This is a genomic window from Stenotrophomonas sp. MYb238, from assembly GCF_009496535.1.
Lineage (GTDB): Bacteria > Pseudomonadota > Gammaproteobacteria > Xanthomonadales > Xanthomonadaceae > Stenotrophomonas.
In genome coordinates this window covers 42,066-61,751 of the sequence record NZ_WIDL01000017.1, presented here as the reverse complement: position 1 = coordinate 61,751, position 19,686 = coordinate 42,066, and the positions used below count along the sequence as shown (strand labels likewise).

The 19,686-nt window shown below is 70.8% G+C and carries 17 protein-coding genes; 14 read left to right on the top strand and 3 right to left on the bottom strand.

The window, feature by feature from the left end; translation table 11 throughout:
- Positions 1-108 precede the first annotated feature (108 nt).
- The 10 genes from CQ393_RS12395 (at position 109) to CQ393_RS12350 (ending at position 12,292) form a co-directional block, all read left to right on the top strand.
- Positions 109-1,101 carry a MoxR family ATPase gene (locus CQ393_RS12395; RefSeq protein WP_228114520.1) on the top strand — a complete coding sequence of 331 codons (993 nt, stop codon included), beginning with the start codon at positions 109-111 and terminating at the stop codon, positions 1,099-1,101.
- Positions 1,101-2,093, top strand: coding sequence for a DUF58 domain-containing protein (locus CQ393_RS12390; RefSeq protein ID WP_153191863.1), 993 nt, complete (start codon positions 1,101-1,103; stop codon positions 2,091-2,093). Before CQ393_RS12395 ends, CQ393_RS12390 begins: the two co-directional genes overlap by 1 nt.
- The gene (locus CQ393_RS12385) at positions 2,090-2,545 is read left to right on the top strand and encodes a DUF4381 domain-containing protein (protein WP_153191862.1); all 456 of its coding nucleotides are present in this window, start codon (positions 2,090-2,092) and stop codon (positions 2,543-2,545) included. Before CQ393_RS12390 ends, CQ393_RS12385 begins: the two co-directional genes overlap by 4 nt.
- On the top strand, positions 2,545-3,537 hold the full coding sequence (locus CQ393_RS12380) for a VWA domain-containing protein (RefSeq protein ID WP_153191861.1): 993 nt from the start codon (positions 2,545-2,547) through the stop codon (positions 3,535-3,537). Before CQ393_RS12385 ends, CQ393_RS12380 begins: the two co-directional genes overlap by 1 nt.
- Entirely contained in the window at positions 3,534-5,306 is a 1,773-nt protein-coding gene (locus CQ393_RS12375) for a VWA domain-containing protein (protein WP_153191860.1), read from the top strand. The genes CQ393_RS12380 and CQ393_RS12375 overlap by 4 nt, the downstream gene beginning before the upstream one ends.
- Positions 5,307-5,323: 17 nt before the next feature.
- Positions 5,324-7,003, top strand: coding sequence for a BatD family protein (locus CQ393_RS12370; protein WP_153191859.1), 1,680 nt, complete (start codon positions 5,324-5,326; stop codon positions 7,001-7,003).
- Positions 7,004-7,526: 523 nt separating this feature from the next.
- Positions 7,527-8,849 (top strand): dicarboxylate/amino acid:cation symporter, encoded by a 1,323-nt coding sequence (locus tag CQ393_RS12365; RefSeq protein WP_153191858.1) that lies wholly within the window; start codon positions 7,527-7,529, stop codon positions 8,847-8,849.
- Between the two features lie 172 nt (positions 8,850-9,021).
- Positions 9,022-11,028, top strand: coding sequence for a transketolase (gene tkt, locus CQ393_RS12360; RefSeq protein WP_153191857.1), 2,007 nt, complete (start codon positions 9,022-9,024; stop codon positions 11,026-11,028).
- 494 nt (positions 11,029-11,522) lie between these two features.
- On the top strand, positions 11,523-11,903 hold the full coding sequence (locus CQ393_RS12355; protein WP_153191856.1) for a VOC family protein: 381 nt from the start codon (positions 11,523-11,525) through the stop codon (positions 11,901-11,903).
- 20 nt (positions 11,904-11,923) lie between these two features.
- On the top strand, positions 11,924-12,292 hold the full coding sequence (locus CQ393_RS12350) for a VOC family protein (protein WP_343199952.1): 369 nt from the start codon (positions 11,924-11,926) through the stop codon (positions 12,290-12,292).
- Positions 12,293-12,311: 19 nt separating this feature from the next.
- On the opposite strand, the gene CQ393_RS12345 is transcribed toward CQ393_RS12350, so the two are convergent.
- Entirely contained in the window at positions 12,312-14,267 is a 1,956-nt protein-coding gene (locus CQ393_RS12345; protein ID WP_153191908.1) for an acetyl-CoA hydrolase/transferase C-terminal domain-containing protein, read from the bottom strand.
- A gap of 119 nt (positions 14,268-14,386) precedes the next feature.
- Between CQ393_RS12345 and CQ393_RS12340 the strand changes: the two genes are divergently transcribed.
- From CQ393_RS12340 to CQ393_RS12330, 3 genes are read left to right on the top strand one after another with little or no spacing between them, the layout of a single operon-like run.
- Entirely contained in the window at positions 14,387-14,761 is a 375-nt protein-coding gene (locus CQ393_RS12340; protein ID WP_153191854.1) for a BlaI/MecI/CopY family transcriptional regulator, read from the top strand.
- Between the two features lie 13 nt (positions 14,762-14,774).
- Positions 14,775-16,085, top strand: coding sequence for a TonB family protein (locus CQ393_RS12335; RefSeq protein WP_194269666.1), 1,311 nt, complete (start codon positions 14,775-14,777; stop codon positions 16,083-16,085).
- 51 nt (positions 16,086-16,136) lie between these two features.
- A complete protein-coding gene (locus tag CQ393_RS12330; protein WP_153191852.1) occupies positions 16,137-16,520 on the top strand; it encodes a hypothetical protein in 384 nt (127 codons plus the stop codon).
- A 28-nt stretch (positions 16,521-16,548) separates the two neighbouring features.
- Here the strand turns inward: CQ393_RS12330 and CQ393_RS12325 are convergent, their stop codons facing one another.
- Positions 16,549-17,373, bottom strand: coding sequence for a S1/P1 nuclease (locus CQ393_RS12325; RefSeq protein WP_153191851.1), 825 nt, complete (start codon positions 17,371-17,373; stop codon positions 16,549-16,551).
- Between the two features lie 143 nt (positions 17,374-17,516).
- Positions 17,517-18,161 carry an OmpW family outer membrane protein gene (locus CQ393_RS12320; RefSeq protein ID WP_153191850.1) on the bottom strand — a complete coding sequence of 215 codons (645 nt, stop codon included), beginning with the start codon at positions 18,159-18,161 and terminating at the stop codon, positions 17,517-17,519.
- 243 nt (positions 18,162-18,404) lie between these two features.
- Between CQ393_RS12320 and gap the strand changes: the two genes are divergently transcribed.
- Entirely contained in the window at positions 18,405-19,406 is a 1,002-nt protein-coding gene (gene gap, locus CQ393_RS12315) for a type I glyceraldehyde-3-phosphate dehydrogenase (RefSeq protein WP_153191849.1), read from the top strand.
- Positions 19,407-19,686: the final 280 nt, after the last annotated feature.

Below are 19,686 nucleotides of genomic sequence, written 5' to 3'. Positions count from 1 at the left end.
ACGATCACCGAAAGGCCGCCGCAAGGCGGCCTTTCCCGTTGCGGGCCGGCGCGATGAACCATTTCATCGTGGATCGGTCAAACTGCGCCTATGAACCTGCCTCCGCACATGCCCGAACCGCCGGCCGCCGATAACGGCCTGCACGCGGCCTTCATCGCCCTGCGCGATGCCCTGGCCACCGAGATCGTCGGCCAGTCGGTACTGGTCGAGCGCCTGCTGGTCGCCTTGCTGGCCGACGGCCACCTGTTGGTGGAAGGCGCGCCCGGGCTGGCCAAGACCACCGCGATCCGCGCGCTGGCCTCGCGCATCGACGCCAACTTCGCGCGCATCCAGTTCACGCCCGACCTGCTGCCCGCCGACCTGACCGGCACCGACATCTGGCGTCCGCAGGAAGGGCGCTTCGAGTTCCAGCCGGGGCCCGTGTTCCATCCGATCCTGCTGGCCGACGAGATCAACCGCGCGCCGGCCAAGGTGCAGTCGGCCCTGCTGGAGGCGATGGGCGAGCGGCAGGTGACGGTCGGCAGGAAGACCTATCCGCTGCCGGCGGTGTTTTTGGTCATGGCCACGCAGAACCCGATCGAGCAGGAAGGCACCTTCCCGCTGCCCGAAGCGCAGCTGGACCGTTTCCTGATGCACGTGCGCATCGGTTATCCCGATGCCGGGGCGGAAACCGAGATCCTGCGGCTGGCGCGCGAACGCGCGCTGCGCGAGATGGATGCGGCGCCGGTGCGCGTGGAGAAGCTGTCGCTGCAGCAGGTCGAACAGGCGCGCCGCGCGGTGCTGGAACTGCACATGGCGCCGCAGCTGGAGCGCTACCTGGTCGAACTGGTGCTGGCCTCGCGCGATGCCTCGGCCTATGACGCGCCGCTGGCGCGGCGCATCGCCTGGGGCGCGAGCCCGCGCGGTTCCATCGCGCTGGAGCGCTGCGCGCGGGCCAAGGCTTGGTTGTCCGGGCGCGACTACGTGACGCCGGACGACGTGCGTTCGGTCGCGCCGGACGTGTTGCGGCACCGGATCCTGCCCAGCTACGAAGCGGCGGCCGAGGGCTGGGACGGCGAGCGCCTGGTGGCCGCGCTGCTCGACCGCGTGCCGTTGCCGTGATGAAGCGGGGAAGCGGGAGTGGGGACGGGGGAAGGGCGGTATCACCGGGCCTGTCAGCCGGTGGCGAAGCGTCGATCCCGGTTTCCGATTCCCCGTTTCCCGCATCCGAGGGCATCGCCCCTTCGCTGGCCGAACTGATCGCGTTGCGGCGTTCGGCGCTGCGCGCGCGCGACCCGCGCCGTGGGCAGCGCGGCGTGTCCGCGCGCGCGACCTCGGCGCAGCGCGGACGCGGCATGGAATACGCCGAGTCGCGCGAGTACGTGGCCGGCGACGACGCGCGCCACATCGACTGGAAGCTGAGTGCGCGTACCGGTTTCACCCATACCAAGACCTTCCAGGCCGAGCGCGAGCGGCTGACCCTGATCGTGGCCGATACCGCGCCTTCCCTGTATTTCGGCACCCGCACGCGGTTCAAATCGGTGCAGGCCGCGCGCGCCGGTGCGGTCGCGGCCTGGTCCGCGCTGCGCGACGGCGACCGCGTGGCGGCGCTGTGCGGCGGACGCGAGGACGGACTGGTGCCGCCCGCGGGCGGCATGCGCGGCGTGCTGCGCGTGCTCGATGCGCTGGTGCGCTGGTACCGCGCGCCGGCCGCGGACGGCACCGGGCTGCAGTCCGCGCTGGAACGTGCGACGCGCCTGCTGCATCCGGGCGCGCGGGCGCTGGTGCTGGCCGATCCGGCCAGCGCCCTGGCCGTCGCGCCCGCCACCTGGTCGGCGCTGGCCATGCACGTGGACGTGAGCCTGCTGTTGCTGGTCGATCCGCTGGAGATGCAGCCGCCGCGCTGCCTGCTGCCGGTGGCGGCGGCAGGCGGGCGCATGGAACTGGATTTGGCGGCCGATGCGGTCCGCGATGCCTGGCATGCGGCCTTCGTCGCGCCGGTCGAGGCGCTGTGCCAGGCCTTGCCCGGCCGCCGCATCCGGGTGCGGGTGCTGGCCACCGACGAGGCCAGCGACGCCTGGCTGGACGCGGCCGTGGCCAAGGCCGGCGCATGACCGCCACATCCCTGCCGCTGCGTGACGTGCACCTGCCTGCCGCCCCCGGCTGGTGGCCGCCCGCGCCTGGCTGGTGGCTGGTGCTGGCCGCGGTGGCGCTCGTCGTGCTGGCGGTCGCCGCGCTGCGCGGACGCCGCGCGCGCCGGCGGCGACGCTGGTCCGCCCTGTTCGACGGGGGAGTGGTGGCAGCGGACGGGTCGGCGGCGCGCCTGGGCGCGGCTTCCGAACTGCTGCGGCGCGCCGCCCGGCGTTGCGCGCCGCAGGCGGCCCTGCTGCAGGGTGAGGACTGGCTGCGTTTCCTTGACGGACAGGCGCGCCGCGATTTCAGCGAAGGCGACGGTCGCCTGCTGATCGACGGCGGTTTCCGCCGCCAGGTCGATCAGGCGCAGGCCGCGCGCGCCTGCGCGCTGGCGCGCGAGCGCTTCGTCGGCCTGATGGAGCAGCGCCGGTGATGGACCGCCTGCCCGCGCTGTTGAGCGGACTGCCGGAGTTCGCCTGGCCGTGGCTGTGGCTGGCCGCGCCGCTGCCGTTGCTGATGGGGCTGTGGCCGCTGCGCGCCGGCAGCGGCCCGGCGCTGCGGGTGCCCTGGGCGCCGGCGCGGTTGCAGGTGACGGCGGCGCGCCGGCGCGGTGCTTCCCTGCGCACGCTGCTGCTGTGGCTGGGCTGGCTCTGCCTGTGCGCGGCGGCCGCGCGTCCGCAGCAACTGGGCGAGCCGGTCGAACCGCCGCGACAGGCGCGGCAGATGATGCTGGCCGTGGACCTGTCCGGCAGCATGAGCGAGGACGACATGCAGCTCGGCGGCCGCGTGGTGGACCGCCTCACCGCGGCCAAGGCGGTGCTGGCCGACTTCCTCGACCGCCGCGAAGGCGACAGCATCGGCCTGCTGGTATTCGGGCAGCGCGCCTATGCGCTGACGCCGCTGACCCGCGACCGCGCCAGCGTGCGCGCGCAGCTGCGCGACAGCGTGGTCGGGCTGGCCGGGCGCGAGACCGCGCTGGGCGACGCCATCGCGCTGGCGGTCAAGCGCCTGCGCGAGCAGCCCGAAGGCCAACGCGTACTGATCCTGCTGACCGACGGCGTCAACACCGCCGGCGTGCTCGACCCGCTGAAGGCCGCCGAGCTGGCCAAGGCCGAGGGCGTGCGCGTGCATACCATCGCCTTCGGCGGCAGCGGCGGGTTCTCGCTGTTCGGCCTGCAGGTGCCCGGCGAGGACCAGATCGACGAGGACACCCTGGCGCGCATCGCCAGCGACACCGGCGGACGTTTCTTCCGCGCGCGCGACACCGGCGAGCTGGCCGGCATCTACGCCGAGCTGGACCGGCTGGAACCGGTGCGTAGCGCCGGTCCGGCGCTGCGCCCGCGCCTGGAACGCTACGCATGGCCGCTGGCGGCGGCATTGCTGCTGGGCCTGCTGGCGCTGGCCTGGCCGGGGCGGCGTCGATGATCGCCTTCTGGGACAGCCTGCATTTCATCCGCCCGGATTGGCTGTGGGCGCTGTTGCTGCTGCCGGCCGCGCTGCTGGGCGGCTGGTACCGGCGCCGGCGCGGCGGCGACTGGCGCAGCGCGGTGGATGCGCACCTGCTGCCGCACCTGTTGGTGGGCGGAGGCCGGCGCGGCATCGGCCGATGGCTGGCCCTGCTGGCCGGCCTGCTGCTGGCGGTGCTCGCCCTGGCCGGCCCCAGCTGGCGCCAGGTCGAGCAGCCGCTGTGGGAATCGAAGACGCCGCTGGTGGTGGTGCTGGACATGTCCAGCACCATCGCGGCACCGGACCTGCCGCCGAGCCGGCTGCTGCAGGCGCGGGCCAAGCTGGCGACGCTGCTGCGCGAGCGCCGCGGCGGAGGGGTGGCGCTGGTGGCCTATGCCGACGAGCCCTTCACCGTGGCGCCGCTCACCGACGACGCCGGCAACGTCGCGCTGTTCCTCGACGCGCTGGCGCCGGACATCATGCCGGTGGACGGGCAGCGCGCGGACAAGGCGCTGGAATGGGCCGGCGACCTGCTGCACCAGGCCAGCGCGCGCGATGGCGTGATCCTGCTGCTCAGCGACCACGCCGACGCCGCGGCGAGCGCCCAGGCCATGCGCCTGCGCGCGGCCGGCTACCGCGTATCGGCGCTGGGACTGGGCACGCCGGTCGGCGCCGCCTACCGCGACCGCGAAGGGCAGATCGGCCAGGCGCGGCTGGACGAAGGCACGCTGCGCGCGCTGGCCGTCGCCGGCGGCGGCCGCTACGCGCGGCTGTCGGCCACCGATGCGGACCTGCACGCGCTGGGCGTACTGCAACCGCAGGCGGCCGACGGCGATCGTCCCGGCCGCGGCGTCGACAGGACCTGGCAGGACGAGGGCTACTGGCTGCTACCGCCGCTGCTGCTGGTCGCGCTGCTGGCATTCCGGCGGTGCCGGCAGGCATTGGCGGCCGTCGTGCTGTGCCTGTGGCTGCCGCTGGCGGTGCCGGCGCATGCGGCGGAAAGCGGCGGCTGGTGGCAACGCGCCGACCAGCGCGACCACCAGCGCATGGCTGAAGGCGTCGAGGCCTACCGCAAGGGCGACTTCGCCGGCGCGCAGCGCCGCTTCGAGGGCATCGACAACGAACAGGGCTGGTACAACCTGGGCAACGCGCTGGCGCGGCAGGGCCGCTACGACGAGGCGATCGATGCCTACGACCGCGCCTTGAAGCAGCGGCCGGACATGGCCGACGCGAAGGCCAACCGCGCCGCGGTCGACGCCGCGCGCAAGCGCCGGCCGCCGCCCGGGCAGCAGAGCGGCGGGCAGCAGAACAAGCCCGATGCGCAGCAGCGGAAGGATTCGCCCGGCGAACAGCCGCAAGGCAAGCCGCAGGACGGATCGCAGCAGGATCGGTCGCAGCAGCGGCAGCCGCCGTCGCAGGACCGGCAGCAGAACGCGCCGCCGCAGCAGGACAAGGGCCAGCCGTCGCCGGACGCGCAGCGCAAGGCGCCGGAAGCGGAAGATGCCCAAGGCCAGCAGCAGGCCGACCAGGCCCAGCGCGATCGCATGGCCGAGGCGATGCGCCGGCAGCAGCAGGCCGATGGCGACGACCCCGGAAAGCACGCGGCGCAGGCGGCGATGAGCCCGCAGGAGCGCGAGCGGCGGCAGGCGGTCGAGGCGTGGATGCAGCGCGTGCCCGACGAGCCGGGCGATCTGTTGAAGGCGAAATTCCAGCTCGAATACGAGCGGCGCAGGCGGGAAGGGCGATGAAGCGGCGAAGCGTTCTCATGATGGCGTGGGTGTTCGTGTTGCTGGCCTGCGCCGCCGGCGTGCAGGCGCAGACCCGCGCATGGCTGGACCGCGACCATGTCGGCGAAGGCGAGGTGGTCACCCTCACCATCGAGACCGACCAGGCCGGCGCGGTGCCGGACTACGCGCCGCTGCAGGCCGATTTCGCGCTCGGCGGGCGCACCAGCGGCCGGCAGACGCGCATGGCCAACGGGCGGGTCAGCAATGCCGCGCTGTTCGGCGTGGTGCTCACCCCGCGCCGCAGCGGCGTGCTGACCGTGCCGGCTTTGCAGGTGGGCGCCGCGCGCACCGCGCCCCTGCCGCTGACGGTCGAGGCCGCGCCGGTGGCCGGCCGCGCCGGCGACGCGGTGGCGTTCGTGGAAACCGAGGTGGACGACCCGCAGCCCTACGTGCAGCAGAGCGTGGGCGTGGTGGTGCGGCTGTACTTCGCCACCCAGCTGGCATCCGGCGAACTGGACCTGGCCACGCCGGCGTCGACGTCGCTGCAGCGCGTGGGCGAGGATCGTTCCTCGGTGCGCGAGGTCGGCGGCCGCCGCTACAACGTGGTCGAACGGCGCTTCCTGCTGATCCCCGAGCGCAGCGGCCCGCTGCGGCTGGAGGGCGCGCGTTTCAGCGGCCGCGGCGTCGGCGGCCTGTTCGACGATTTCCTCGGCCGCGGCAATGGCGCGCTCAGCGCACGCGCGCCGGACCAGACCCTGCAGGTGCGCGCGGTGCCCGATGCCGCGCCGCAGCCATGGCTGCCGCTGAAGGACCTGCGCCTGCGCTATACCGCCGCGCCGCAGGCCGCGCGGGTCGGCGAGGCGGTGACCATCGAGGTGGAGGCCACCGCCGTCGGCGCGACGCGCGCGCAGTTCCCGGAACTGCCGGTGCCCTCACTCGGCGATGCCGCCCAGGTATTCGCCGAACCGCCCCAGTACGACGAAACCTTCGACGGCGGCGGCCCGCAGCTGAAGCTGACGCGCCGCTACTCCGTCGTGCCGCAGCAGCCGGGCACGCTGGCGGTGCCCGGCGTGCGCATGCGCTGGTGGGACGTGCGCGCGGCCGAGGCCAGGACCGCCGCGCTGCCCGACCTGAGCCTGCCGGTGGCGCCGGGCCGCGCCGGCGCGGTGCCGCCGCCGCAGGTGCCCGACGCGGTCGCCGCGCCCGCGCCGGTGGCGGCGACGGCGGATGGTGCCCTCGCGCTGCCGGACGCGCGCGGTATGCCGGTCCGCCTGTGGCCGCTGCTGGCTGCCGGGTTCGCGCTGCTGTGGCTGGCGACGCTGGTCTGGGCGCTGACCCGGCGTCGCGCGTCGCGCCGCGTCGCGGCAACGGCCGAACACGAGGCGCAACCGCGTGCGGCCGCCGCGGCCACGCACTCGCTGGTCGATCTGCGCAGGGCACTGGACACCGGCGATCTCGACGACGTCGAACAGGCGCTGCGCGGCATGGCCCGCCCTCCGGTCGCCGACTTGGACGAGCTGGCCGCGCGGCTGGACAGCGCGGCCCAGCGCCAGGCGCTGGACACGCTGCGGCGCGCGCGCTGGGCCGGCGGCAGCGGCACAGAGGCGCGGGCCGCGCTTCGGGCCGCATTCGGCGGCGGGCCGACGTGGCGCACCGACGCGGCGGCGCCGGCGGCGCCGTTGCCGCCGCTCTATCCTGAACGCTCGAAATCCAGCTGAGCGGTAATCCGCGGAGGCCCTGCGTCGGCCGTAGGTGCCGGGCTCGCCCGGCACGGGCTTCACCGGGAAGGCCACCTGCGGGGCAAGCCCCGCATCCACGGGATGAAGGTCGCGGGAACGGGCAGGTGCTGAGCGATATTCCCGGAGGCCGGCCAACGGCCTCGTAGGTGCCGGACTTGCCCGGCACAGGCGTCACCGGGAAGGCTTCATGCGGGACAAGCCCGGCATCTACGGAAAGCGAAGGTTGCGGCAGCGTGCTCGTAGGTGCCGGGCTCGCCCGGCATGGGCTTCACCGGAAAGGCGTCATGCGAGGCAAGCCCCGCATCTACGGAAAGCGAGGGTTGCGGCAGCGTGCTCGTAGGTGCCGGGCTTGCCCGGCACGGGCTTCACCGGAAAGGCTTCATGCGGGGCAAGCCCCGCGGCTATGGGAACGCGATGGCCTGGGCATTGGCCCTTATGGCAGGGGTGGGTGGTGTGCAGCTTTTGTTAAGCTACGCGACCTTTCGCCCGCGAGTACCGCCGCATGTCCCACGCCCACGCGCCCCGGAAGCCCTCCATGCCCCTGCACATCAAGGTGCTGCTCGGGTTCATGCTGGGCACCATCGTGGGCCTGGTCGCACACGCCACCGCAGCGGACGCGGCCTGGGTGACGACCACCATCGACTACGTGACCCAGCCGTTCGGGCAGATCTTCCTCAACCTGCTGTTCATGCTGGTGGTGCCGCTGATGTTCTCGGCGCTGGTGCTGGGCGTGGCCGAGCTGGGCGACATCGCCTCGCTGGGCCGCCTGGGCTGGAAGACGCTGAACTACACCGCGGTGGTGACCGCGCTGGCGGTCGGCATCGGCCTGCTCTGCGTCAACCTGCTGCAGCCGGGCACGCACATGGACCCGGCCCTGGTCGACCAGGCGATGAGCAACGCCAAGACCGGCGAGATCATCAGCAAGGGCAACGAACTGCGGCTGATGGACCTGCTGGTCAACATCGTGCCGCACAACATCGTCAATGCGATGGGCGACGACAGCAAGAAGCTGGGCATCGTGTTCTTCGCGCTGATGATCGGCATCGGCCTGGTGATGAAGCCGACCGCCGGCACCACCGCGTTCAAGAACGCCGTGCAGGGCCTGTTCGAGGTGTGCATGCACCTGATCGGCATGTTCATCAAGCTGGCGCCGTTCGCGGTGGCCGCCTTCATGTTCAACCTGACCGCGCGGCTGGGCTGGGACGTGATCCAGAGCCTGCTGTGGTTCGTCGTCACCGTGATGCTGGCGCTGGCCATCCACGGTTTCGTGGTGCTGCCGCTGTGGGTGCGCCTGCTGGGCGGCATGCCGGTGCGCACCTTCTTCCGCGGTACCCAGGAAGCCACGCTGACCGCCTTCGCCACCGCGTCCTCGTCGGCCACCCTGCCGGTGACCCTGCGCGTGGCCGAGGAGAACCTGAAGCTGCCGCGCAAGGTCTCGCGCTTCGTGCTGACCGTCGGCGCCTCGGCCAACCACCACGGCACCGCGCTGTTCGAAGGCATCACCGTGCTGTTCCTGGCGCAGGTCTACGGCCTGCACCTGGGCTTGCCGCAGCAGCTGATGGTGCTGCTGCTGTGCATCCTCGGCGGCATCGGCACCGCCGGCATCCCGTCCGGCTCGCTGCCGGTGATCGCGATGATCTGCGGCATCATCGGCATCCGGCCCGAGGGCATCGGCATCATCCTCGGCGTCAACACCTTCCTGGACATGTGCCGCACCTCGCTCAACGTCACCGGCGACCTGGCCACCGCGGTGGTGGTTTCCCACCGCAGCGGCGTGGCCGACGACGAGGTGCCGGAAGTGGCGGACAACGCCGGCCATCATTGAGCCGGCCGCAGGGTCGGGACGTAGACGAAGGCCGCCCACCGGGCGGCCTTCGCCGTTCCGGAAGCAGGCCGCGCTTGCCTCTGCCGCAGGCGGACATGGCCTGACCTGCCCGGTGCTCTGTGGGACAATAGGCCGCCCGCAGCTCCGCGGGAGCCTCCCGACCCGACGAACCATGACGCAGCCCACCCGCCGCCAGTTGGCGAACGCCATCCGTTTCCTCGCCGCCGATGCGGTACAAGCCGCCAACTCCGGTCATCCGGGCATGCCGATGGGCATGGCCGACATCGCCGAGGTGCTCTGGAACGACTACCTCCGCCACAACCCGAACAACCCGAAGTGGTTCAACCGCGACCGCTTCGTGCTGTCCAACGGCCACGGCTCGATGCTGCAGTACGCGCTGCTGCACCTGAGCGGCTACGACCTGCCGATCGAACAGCTGAAGCTGTTCCGCCAGCTGGGCAGCCACACCGCCGGCCACCCGGAGCGCCATGAAACCCCGGGCGTGGAGACCACCACCGGTCCGCTCGGCCAGGGCCTGGCCAACGCCGTGGGCTTCGCGCTGGCCGAGAAGCTGCTGGCGCAGCGCTACAACCGCCCGGAATTCGAAGTCGTCGACCACCGCACCTGGGTGTTCATGGGCGATGGCTGCCTGATGGAAGGCATCTCGCACGAAGCCGCCTCGCTGGCCGGCACCTGGGGCCTGGGCAAGCTGGTGTGCTTCTGGGACGACAACAACATCTCCATCGACGGCGAAGTGGAAGGCTGGTTCACCGACGACACCCCGGCGCGCTTCGAGGCCTACGGCTGGAACGTGGTGCGCGGCGTCGACGGCCACGACCCGGACAGCATCAAGGCGGCCATCGACGCGGCGCTGTCGCAGTTCGACAGGCCGACCCTGATCTGCTGCAAGACCACCATCGGGTTCGGTTCGCCGAACAAGGCCGGCCAGGAATCCAGCCATGGCGCGCCGCTGGGCAAGGACGAGCTGGAAGCCACCCGCAAGGCGCTGGGCTGGGACTACGGCCCGTTCGAGATCCCCGAAGAGATCTATGCCGGCTGGCGCGCCGGCGGTACCGGCACCCTGCGCCAGGCCGAGTGGGAGCAGCTGTTCGACAAGTACGCCGCGCAGTTCCCGGCCGAAGCCGCCGAACTGACCCGCCGTTCGCATGGCGAGCTGCCGGCCGACTTCGTCGCCCAGGCCGATGCCTACATCGCCCAGGTGCAGGCCGAGGCGCCGAACATCGCCTCGCGCAAGGCCTCGCAGAACGCGATCCAGGCCTTCGCGCCGCTGCTGCCGGAAATCATCGGCGGCTCGGCCGACCTGGCCGGTTCCAACCTGACGCTGTGGAAGGGCGCGCACACCGTGGTCGGCGACGACGCGCAGGCCAACTACGTGCACTACGGCGTGCGCGAGTTCGGCATGAGCGCGATCGCCAACGGCCTGGCCCTGCACGGCGGCTTCCTGCCGTTCGACGCGACCTTCCTGGTGTTCAGCGACTACGCCCGCAACGCGCTGCGCATGAGCGCGCTGATCCCGGCGCACGTCATCCACGTGTTCACCCACGACTCCATCGGCCTGGGCGAGGACGGCCCGACCCACCAGCCGGTCGAGCACGTCGCCTCGTTGCGCTACATCCCCAACAACGACGTGTGGCGCCCCTGCGACGCCGCCGAGTCGGCGGTGAGCTGGAAGGCCGCGATCCTGCGCAAGGACAACCCGAGCTGCCTGATCTTCAGCCGCCAGAACCTGGCCCCGCAGCAGCGCAGCGCCGAGCAGGTCAAGCAGATCGAACGCGGCGGCTACGTGCTGGCCGACGCCGCCGGCACGCCGGACGTGATCCTGATCGGCACCGGCTCGGAAGTGGGCCTGGCCATGGCCGCCAAGGCCGAGCTGGACGCGGCCGGCATCAAGACCCGCGTGGTGTCGATGCCGTCCACCAACGTGTTCGACCGCCAGGACGCGGCCTACCGCGAATCCGTGCTGCCGCGCGCCATCCGCGCGCGCGTGGCGGTGGAAGCCGGCGTCACCGGTTTCTGGCGCCAGTACGTGGGCCTGGACGGCGCCGTGGTCGGCCTGGACACCTTCGGCGCGTCGGCCCCGGCCGACAAGCTGTACCAGCACTTCGGCATCACCACCGAAGCGGTGGTCGCCGCCGCGAAGGCGCAGCTGGCGAACTGATGCGCGGCAGCGTATCGGCGTGAGAAAAGGCCGGGATTTCCCGGCCTTTTCTTTGGCTCTCCTCCGGCGGGAGCGCCCCGCTCTTCGTAGGAGCGACTTCAGTCGCGAAGGGGCTTTCCCGGCGACGCCTCTTCGCGACTGAAGTCGCTCCTACGACCAAGTCATCCAGCGTTGGCGGGGCGTCGGCCGGACAACCTCCCGTCTGCGCGCTGGCCCCGATTCCATCAGCATGCGAGCATCGGCCGCAGGCCTCCCGTTCTTGGGCCCTCCTCCGGCGGGAGCGCCTCCCGCTCTTCGTAGGAGCGACTTCAGTCGCGAAAGGGCTTTCCCGGCGATGCCCCTTCGCGACTGAAGTCGCTCCTACGGCCAGGTTCTCCGGCGTTGGCGAGGCACCGGCCGGAGAACCTCCCGTCTGCACGCTGGCCCCGACTCCATCCGCATGCGAGCATCGGCCGCAGGCCTCCCGTCGCGGGCGGCACATCCGGAGAAGCCACATGAAGCGCGTGACCGGTATCGGCGGCATCTTCTTCAAGGCGCAGGACCCGGCGGCGCTGGCGGCCTGGTACCGCGATCATCTCGGGCTCGACGTCGCCGGCTGGAACGGCGCGGTGTTCTCGTGGGGTGGCGAGGGCAGCTCACCGGGCATGACGATCTGGAGCCCGTTCGCCGCCGACACGACCTACATGGCGCCAAGCACTTCCTCGTTCATGGTCAACTTCCGCGTCGCCGACCTGGAGGCGCTGCTGCCGGTGCTGCATGCCGAAGGCTGCGACGTCGTCGACAGGACCGAGACCTCCGAACAGGGAAAATTCGGCTGGGTCATCGACCCGGAAGGCAACAAGGTCGAGCTCTGGGAGCCGCCGGCCGGGCAATGACACACACCGTGGAGCAACCAGTGAAAGTGAACCGTATCGTCGCCAACATCCGCACGGACGACCCGGCCGCCGCCGACGCGTTCTATCACGCCGTCCTCGGGCTGGAACTGGCCATGGACCATGGCTGGATACGCACCTACGCGGCCGATTCGCGCATGGCCACGCAGCTGAGCTTCGCCAGCGAAGGCGGAGCGGGGACGCCAGTGCCCGATCTTTCGGTGGAGGTCGACGATCTGGACGAAGCGCTGCGTCGCGTCCGCAACGCCGGCATCGCCATCGAATACGGGCCCGCGCGCGAACCCTGGGGCGTGCGCCGGTTCTTCGTGCGCGACCCGTTCGGCAAGCTGGTGAACATCCTGCAGCACGATCCGGCCGCCGCGGACGGCTGAGCGCCGCGCGCGGCGAGGTTCAGGCGCGCGCCGTACGCGCCAGCGCCAGGCGCAGCAGGCGGGCATCGAGCCGTTCGCCCAGCCCGGCCGGGTGCGCCAGCCCCATGCGCTGCAGGTACATGGCGTCGTTGTCGCCGGCGCGCTGGCGCAGGGCGGCGAGCACGGTGCGCAGCTTGCCGCCGACGCTGCCGGTGTTGGCCTTCAACCAGGTCAGGGCGCGCAGCAGGTCCTGCTCGACCGGGGTGAAATCGCTGCCCAGCGGATAGTCGGGCAGGGTGCCGTCGCGACGGAACGGCGCCAGCGCGGCGGCAAGCGCGTCGGCGCGGTTGCGCTGCCAGTGCGCCGGCGCGGCGAAGTCGCGCGCCAGCTTCTTCGCCGCCTTCGCCTGTTCCAGCAGCGGCGCCTGGAAGGCGGCGTCGGCGATGCCGGCCATGGCGATGACGCACTGCTCGTCGGTCCTGCCGCGCAGGTCGGCGATGCCGTATTCGTCGATGAAGACGTCGCGCAGGTGGCGCGCGATGGTGGTGTGGCCGTAGTTCCAGCGCACGTTGGACTGCGCGCCGTCGCCGCTCTCGCGCACGGCGCGGAACATCAGCACGCTGCGCGCGTCCGCCAGCGCGTGCGCCATCGCCACGAAGTTGTACTGGCCACCGACGCCGGACACCACGCGCCCATCCTCCAGCGCGTCGGATACCGCCGCGCCGAGCGCGGTGGCCATCATGCAGGAATTGAAGAAGCGCGCATCGCGGCGCTGCAGCCGCTGCAGGGTCTCGTCGCCGCCGTAGAGCTGGTTGATCTCGCTGATGCGGCGCATGCCGATGGCGCGGCATTCGTCCTCGGGTAGGTGCCGCAGCCAGTCGTAGAACTCCGGCGAGCCGAGATAGAACGCGCCATGCAGGTATTCGCCTTCCTCGGCCAGCCGCGCGTGGTCGGCGGTATAGGCGTTGCCGCCGGCCAGGCGCTGCATCAGCGCCAGGTCGTCGTGCACCTTGCGCCGGATCACGCCGCTCTGCACCAGCCTGCGGAAGCCCTCGTTGAGCATCTCGCTGCAGCCGTACAGGCCGGTTTCGAACGGCCCCAGCCCGCCGATCTCGCGCACCAGCGGATGATCTTCCAGCGTGGGATCGAGCGCGCGCAGCACCTGGCGGTAACGGGCGTTGTCGGTATGGCGCAGCACCAGCGCATGGCTGAGCGCGTCGGCCAGCGCGCCGATGCCGATCTGCAGGGTGCCGCCGTCGCGTACCAGTGCGCTGGCGTACAGGCCGATGGCGTAGTCGGCATCGCTCACCGGTTGCCGCGGCAGGCCGAACAGTTTCGGATACGGACCGGGCGGGTCGACCACCAGGTCGAAGAACGCCGCGTCCACCGTGGCGGTGCCGCCCAGCCACGGCAGCTCCGGGTCGATCTCGGCGATCAGCAGCGGGCGCGGCAGGCCGCGCGCGGCGATGGCATCGAGCGTGTCCTGGGTGATGTCGTTGTTGCACGACAGCGACAGCCGCGTGGTGCCTGCGCGGCGCGCCACCTTCTGCACGATGGCGTGCGGCGCGCGCTGCGCCACCGCGTCGGCGGCCTGGGTGTAGTTGAGGCTGGTATAGGCGCGCTGCGCCTGCGAGGAGCCCAGCAGCGCGCCGGACTGCATGTAGAACTCCTCCACCTGCACGTGCGCGGGCAGGGCGTCGCGCGCGACCGCCCGCGCATAGGCCAGGCGCGGGAAATCCGCGCCGAAATGGCGTTCGACGAACGGGCGCAGGAAGCGCGCTTCCAGGCCGTCGCCACCGGCCTGCGGCGGATCGAGCGAAAGCGCGGTGTAGAGCTGCAGCGGGCGCGAGGGATCGTTCTCGATGCGGGCGTAGAGCGCGTTGAGCAGGCGGTGCGGCTTGCCCAGCGCCAGCGGCGCGCCGATGCGCAGCGGCCCCTCGACGTGGGCCAGCAGCCACGCCGCGGCGGCATCGGGATCGGTCACATGGTGGGGCATGGCGGGGGCGTCGTTGCGGGGAGACGGCATTACAGCATCCGGGCGATGAATTCCCGGTCGGGGCGCTTGACAGACATTTCGTTTACTCGTGTAATCGATAAAAATTACGGGCGTAAACGATGATCCGGATCAGCGAAGCCGAGGCGGTGGTGATGGAGATCCTGTGGGAGGCGCATCCGCTCGCCGCCGACGAGGTGATGGCGCGCCTGGCCGGCCGCAACGACTGGGCCGAGGCCACGGTCAAGACCCTGCTCAACCGCCTGCTCAACAAGGGTGCGATCAGCGCCGCGAAGGACGGGCGCCGTTACCTGTACGCGCCGCGGGTGCAGCGTGATGCGTGGCTGCTGGAGGAGAGCAGCAGCCTGCTCGAACGCCTGTTCGACGGTCGCGTCGCGCCGCTGGTGGCGCATTTCAGCCAGCACCGCAGGCTGAGCCGCGACGACGTGGCCGAACTGCGCAGGCTGCTGGAGGAGCTCGACGATGACCAGCCCTGACGTCATGCAGGCCTTGCTGGAAACCGCGCTGGCCAGCGGCGTGGCGATGGCCGTGGTGCTGGCCCTGCGCGGTACGGTGCGGCACCGTCTCGGCGCCAGCGCGGCCTATCTGTTGTGGCTGGCGGTGCCGGTGGCGCTGGTCGCGGTACTGCTGCCGGCGCCACGCAGCGCGGTGCTGCCGATGACGGCCATCGGCGCGACGATGCCGGCGGCCAACGCCGCGCTGGCGCCGGACATGGCGACACTGCCGTGGGCCTTGCTGCTGGGCGGCGCCTGGCTGGCGGGAGCGTTGCTGACGATGGCATGGCTGCTGCGGCAGCAGCGCCGTTTCGTCCGTGGACTGGGAATGCTGCGGCGTCGCGACGACGGGTCATGGCAGGCGCGCGCCGCCGCCGGGCTGCCGGCCGTCGTCGGCCTGTGGCGGCCGCGCATCGTGCTGCCGGTGGATTTCGAACAGCGCTATACCGCGCCGGAGCGCCGGCTCGTGCTGCTGCACGAACAGGTGCACCTGCGCCGCGGCGACACCGTCGTCAACGCGCTGCTGGCGGCGATGCAGTGCCTGTACTGGTTCAACCCGCTGCTGCCGCTGGCGGTGCGCCGCTGCCGCGAGGACCAGGAATTGTCCTGCGACGAACGCGTCGTCGCCCGCAGCGCCGGCGCACGCCGCAGTTACGGCGACGCCATGCTCAAGACCGGGCTGGCGCTGTCGCCGTTGCCGGTGGGTTGTCACTGGCAAAACCATCATCCGTTGAAGGCGCGCATCGCCATGTTGAAGCGTCCCGTGCCCGGAAAGAAGCAGTGGTTCGCGATCGTGCTGCTGTGCGCGGGCCTGTCGACCGGGCTTGGCTATGCGGCATGGGCGGCGCAACCGGCCGTCGACGCCGGATCGCCGGCCATTGAGGGGCCAGCAGCGCTCAGGACGGTGGCTGCGGAGTATCCCGACGGAGCCGACGGCATCAACGGCGCGGTTACCGTGACGGTGGAGATAGATGTGGATGGCCGCGTGACTGGCGCGACTGTGCAGTCGTCAGAGCCCAAGGGTGTGTTCGACGCCGCAGCCCTGGATGCGGTCAGGCAGTACCGCTATGCGCCGACTTACCGCAACGGGCATCGGGTAGCGGCACGCGCCAGCGAGGCGTTCTATTGGGATGCCTTCATGAAATCGACCGCCGCCCCGGAAGGATGGGCCGACCGCGGCGAATACGAGTGGTTCGCCATAGACACCAGCAGGTCGCGCATCTCGCCTCAGGGAACGTGCCAGGTGAGTTTGCCGGGGACAGAAGCGGGCGTGGTGATCTGCGGGAAATCACGTCCGCCCGAGTAGCGCTGCCGGAGCGTCATCCGGTGTTCAATCGACGCAAGCCAAGGAGAAGCCATGACAGTTGTATCGAATGCATGGAAGTTCGCCGTACTGTTCGGCGGGAGCATGACCGTTCTGCCGGCCACGGCCACCGAGCCACCACCGGATGCTGTCGCCACTCTCGAGGCCAAGGTGCTCGAGTGCCATGCCGACTACGTGAAACGGCTGATCGGGGATCGCTATGCGATGGGGCTCGATTTCCCCGGCTTCACCGCCAGCGAAGTGGCGCATGCGGCGCAGGCCAGTTGCAAGGCTCCCATGGATGCCTATGCCAAGCATGTCCTCGGCAGCAGCCTGGGGCTGCATGATGAGCGCGGGCGGGCGATGGTCGAGCAGCTGCGCCGTTATGCCTTTGGCTACACCATCGACAGAATGATCCAGGCCAGGCAACAGGGGTGAAACCCGTGCCGGAGGGGGGCTGTTCCCGTCAGGGATGGTCCAGCAGTTCGTTCAACAGCGCCGCCAGCCGTTCGCCCGCCAGGCGCAGCTGTGCTTCGGCCACCGGCCGCCAGGTGTCGGCGTAGGCTTGGCCGACCTTGCGGTTGGCCGGATAGACGCCCTCGCGTGTGGCGATGCGGCAGCTCTGCTCGGCCCACAGCGACGCATCGCGTTGCAGCTGCGGAGCGGCGACGCCCGCGGGAGCGGGCAGGGCCTGCAGGCGCTGCAGGTACTGGTCGTCGTCCAGCTGCAGGGCGTAGAACATGCCGCTGTCCCACAGCGAGTGCAGGTTGGTGCCGCGCTCGTTGAACTGCAGCTGGTAGGTGTTGCCGCCCTTGTCGTGGCCGTAGCCGGCGTGCATGGGCTGGTGCATGTCGCCGGCCAGGTGCACGACGAACTTGAGCGCCTGCAGGCGATCGGCATCGGAAAGGCTGCGGTCGGCCAGGCGCGCGCTCTGCACCTTCAGCGCTTCGATCACGCAGTCGCCGTCGCGGCAGTGCTTCGGCGGGTCGTAGATGCAGCCGTCCTCGGCCATGTTGACGTAATGCCAGCCGGCCGAGCGCTTGCCCAGGTCCGGATCCTCGGCGCGCAGCTGGTCGGCCCAGGGCGCGATGCTGGCCAGGGTGGCGCCGGGCTCGGCGGCGAGCAGGCGCGCCACTTCCGCTTTCGCCGCGGGGTCCAGGTGCGTTTCGGCGATGCGTGCGACCAGACGATGGCCCTGCGCGCCCCAGGCGGAGGCCGGTGCCGGAAGCAGGGCGGTCACGGCCAGGGCGAGGCCAGAAAGGAGGACGGGAACACGGGTGGAGAATTTCATTGCCGCATTCTAGCGGCGGCATCGCCCGGACCATGTGCCGAAAGTGGCGGGCCTGCCCACGATCCGCCGCGCTTGGCTCGCGGCGGGCCATGAACAGGCCCTGGGAACATCCTTGCCCCCGCGGTACCGGGGGCAAGGCTGGATCAGAACGTGCGGACGTAGGCCACGCCGTACACCAGCGGGTCGATGTTGGCGGTGCCGAGCTTGTGGCCGTTCACCTTGACCTTGGTGTCGATGTCGGCCCAGCGCAGGTCCACGCGCAGCGCGTCCTTGTCGGTCAGCGCGAAGTCCAGGCCGGCGTGCGCGGCCAGGCCCCACGAGTCTTCCAGCTTGAGCTTGGTGCCCGTCAGCGCGCCCTTGCTGTCGGTGCTGAAGAACTTGGTGTAGTTCACGCCCAGGCCGACGAACGGGGTGACCTTGCTGCTGTTGGCGAAGTGGTACTGCAGCGAGACCACCGGCGGCAGCTGCTTGGTGCGGCCCACCGTGCCCACGCCGTCGATGCTGACGTCGTGCTGGAACGGCAGCGCGGCCAGCACTTCCACGCCCACCTTGTCGGCGACGAAGTACTCGAAGGTCACGGTCGGACGCACGCTGCTGTCCACCCTGGTCGGCAGTGCGCCCAGCCCCAGGGCCGAGCCATCGAGATCGCCGGCGCTGGACTTCGGATCGACGTTGTGCACGCCGACGCCCAGGGTCCAGTCGCCCTTGGACTGCGCCATGGCGGGGGAGGCGGCCAGGGCCAGGGTGGCGGCGAGGCTGGACAGCAGCAGGGCGGGGGTCTTGCGCATGGTGCGTTTCCATTGCTTGGTGAGGTTGGCGCCAGTCTCCGCCGCACGCCCGGGGCACGCCTTGATCCGGATCAAACCGGTGGCCGCGCTCAGAATGCGTTCATGGTTTTGCCTATGGACGGCAGCGCTTTGGTCATATGCGCCGCGCAGGGGGCGCAGGCCAGCCGCACAAGCCCGGCTGCTACAATGCCGGTCCCTTTCCACCCCCGCCGCAGCGGTCTGCGGCCGCAGGAGTTCGTGAACATGGCAATCAAGGTCGGCATCAACGGTTTCGGTCGCATCGGGCGCAACGTGCTGCGTTCGGCGGTGTTGAACTTCGGCAACGACATCGAGATCGTGGCCATCAACGATCTGCTCGAGCCGGACTACCTGGCCTACATGCTCAAGTACGACTCCGTGCACGGCCGCTTCAAGGCCGACGTGAAGGTCGAGGGCAACGACCTGCTGGTCAACGGCAGGAAGATCCGCCTGACCCAGGAGCGCGACCCGGCCAACCTGAAGTGGGACGAGGTGGGCGTGGACGTGGTGATCGAATCCACCGGCCTGTTCCTGACCAAGGAAACCGCGCAGAAGCACATCGATGCCGGCGCGAAGAAGGTGATCATGTCGGCGCCGTCCAAGGACGACACGCCGATGTTCGTGTTCGGCGTGAACTGCAAGACCTACGCCGGCCAGACGATCATCTCCAACGCCTCGTGCACCACCAACTGCCTGGCGCCGCTGGCCAAGGTGATCAACGACAAGTGGGGCATCAAGCGCGGCCTGATGACCACCGTGCACGCGGCCACCGCCACCCAGAAGACCGTCGACGGCCCGTCCAACAAGGACTGGCGCGGCGGCCGCGGCATCCTGGAGAACATCATCCCGTCCTCCACCGGCGCGGCCAAGGCCGTCGGCGTGGTGATCCCGGAACTCAACAAGAAGCTCACCGGCATGAGCTTCCGCGTGCCGACCTCGGACGTGTCGGTGGTCGACCTGACCGTCGAGCTGGAAAAGCCGGCCACCTACGCCGAGATCTGCGCCGAGGTGAAGGCGCAGAGCGAAGGCGCGCTGAAGGGCGTGCTGGGCTACACCGAGGACAAGGTGGTGGCCACCGATTTCCGCGGCGAGACCCACACCTCGGTGTTCGACGCCGAAGCCGGCATCGCGCTGGACTCCACCTTCGTCAAGCTGGTCAGCTGGTACGACAACGAGTGGGGCTATTCCAACAAGTGCCTGGAAATGGTGCGCGTGGTCGCGGCCTGACCGGTCCGTCGCGGTTGAATGGAGAAGGGCGCCGGACAGGCGCCCTTCTTTTTCGTCCCGCCACCCTGCGGCCGGGCAGGGCGCACTCGTAGGAGCGCACTTCAGTGCGCGATGGGGTCTTCCCGGCAAAGCCCCATCGCGCACTGAAGTGCGCTCCTACGTGGTGAAGAGGCCATGTGGCGGGCCGTGCCCTCCTGCCCGTACGCCACGGACCGGCCATGCCGCATCTTGCGTTTCGGCGAAGCGCGGATAAGGTGGTGCCGCACCTCCCGGTGACAAG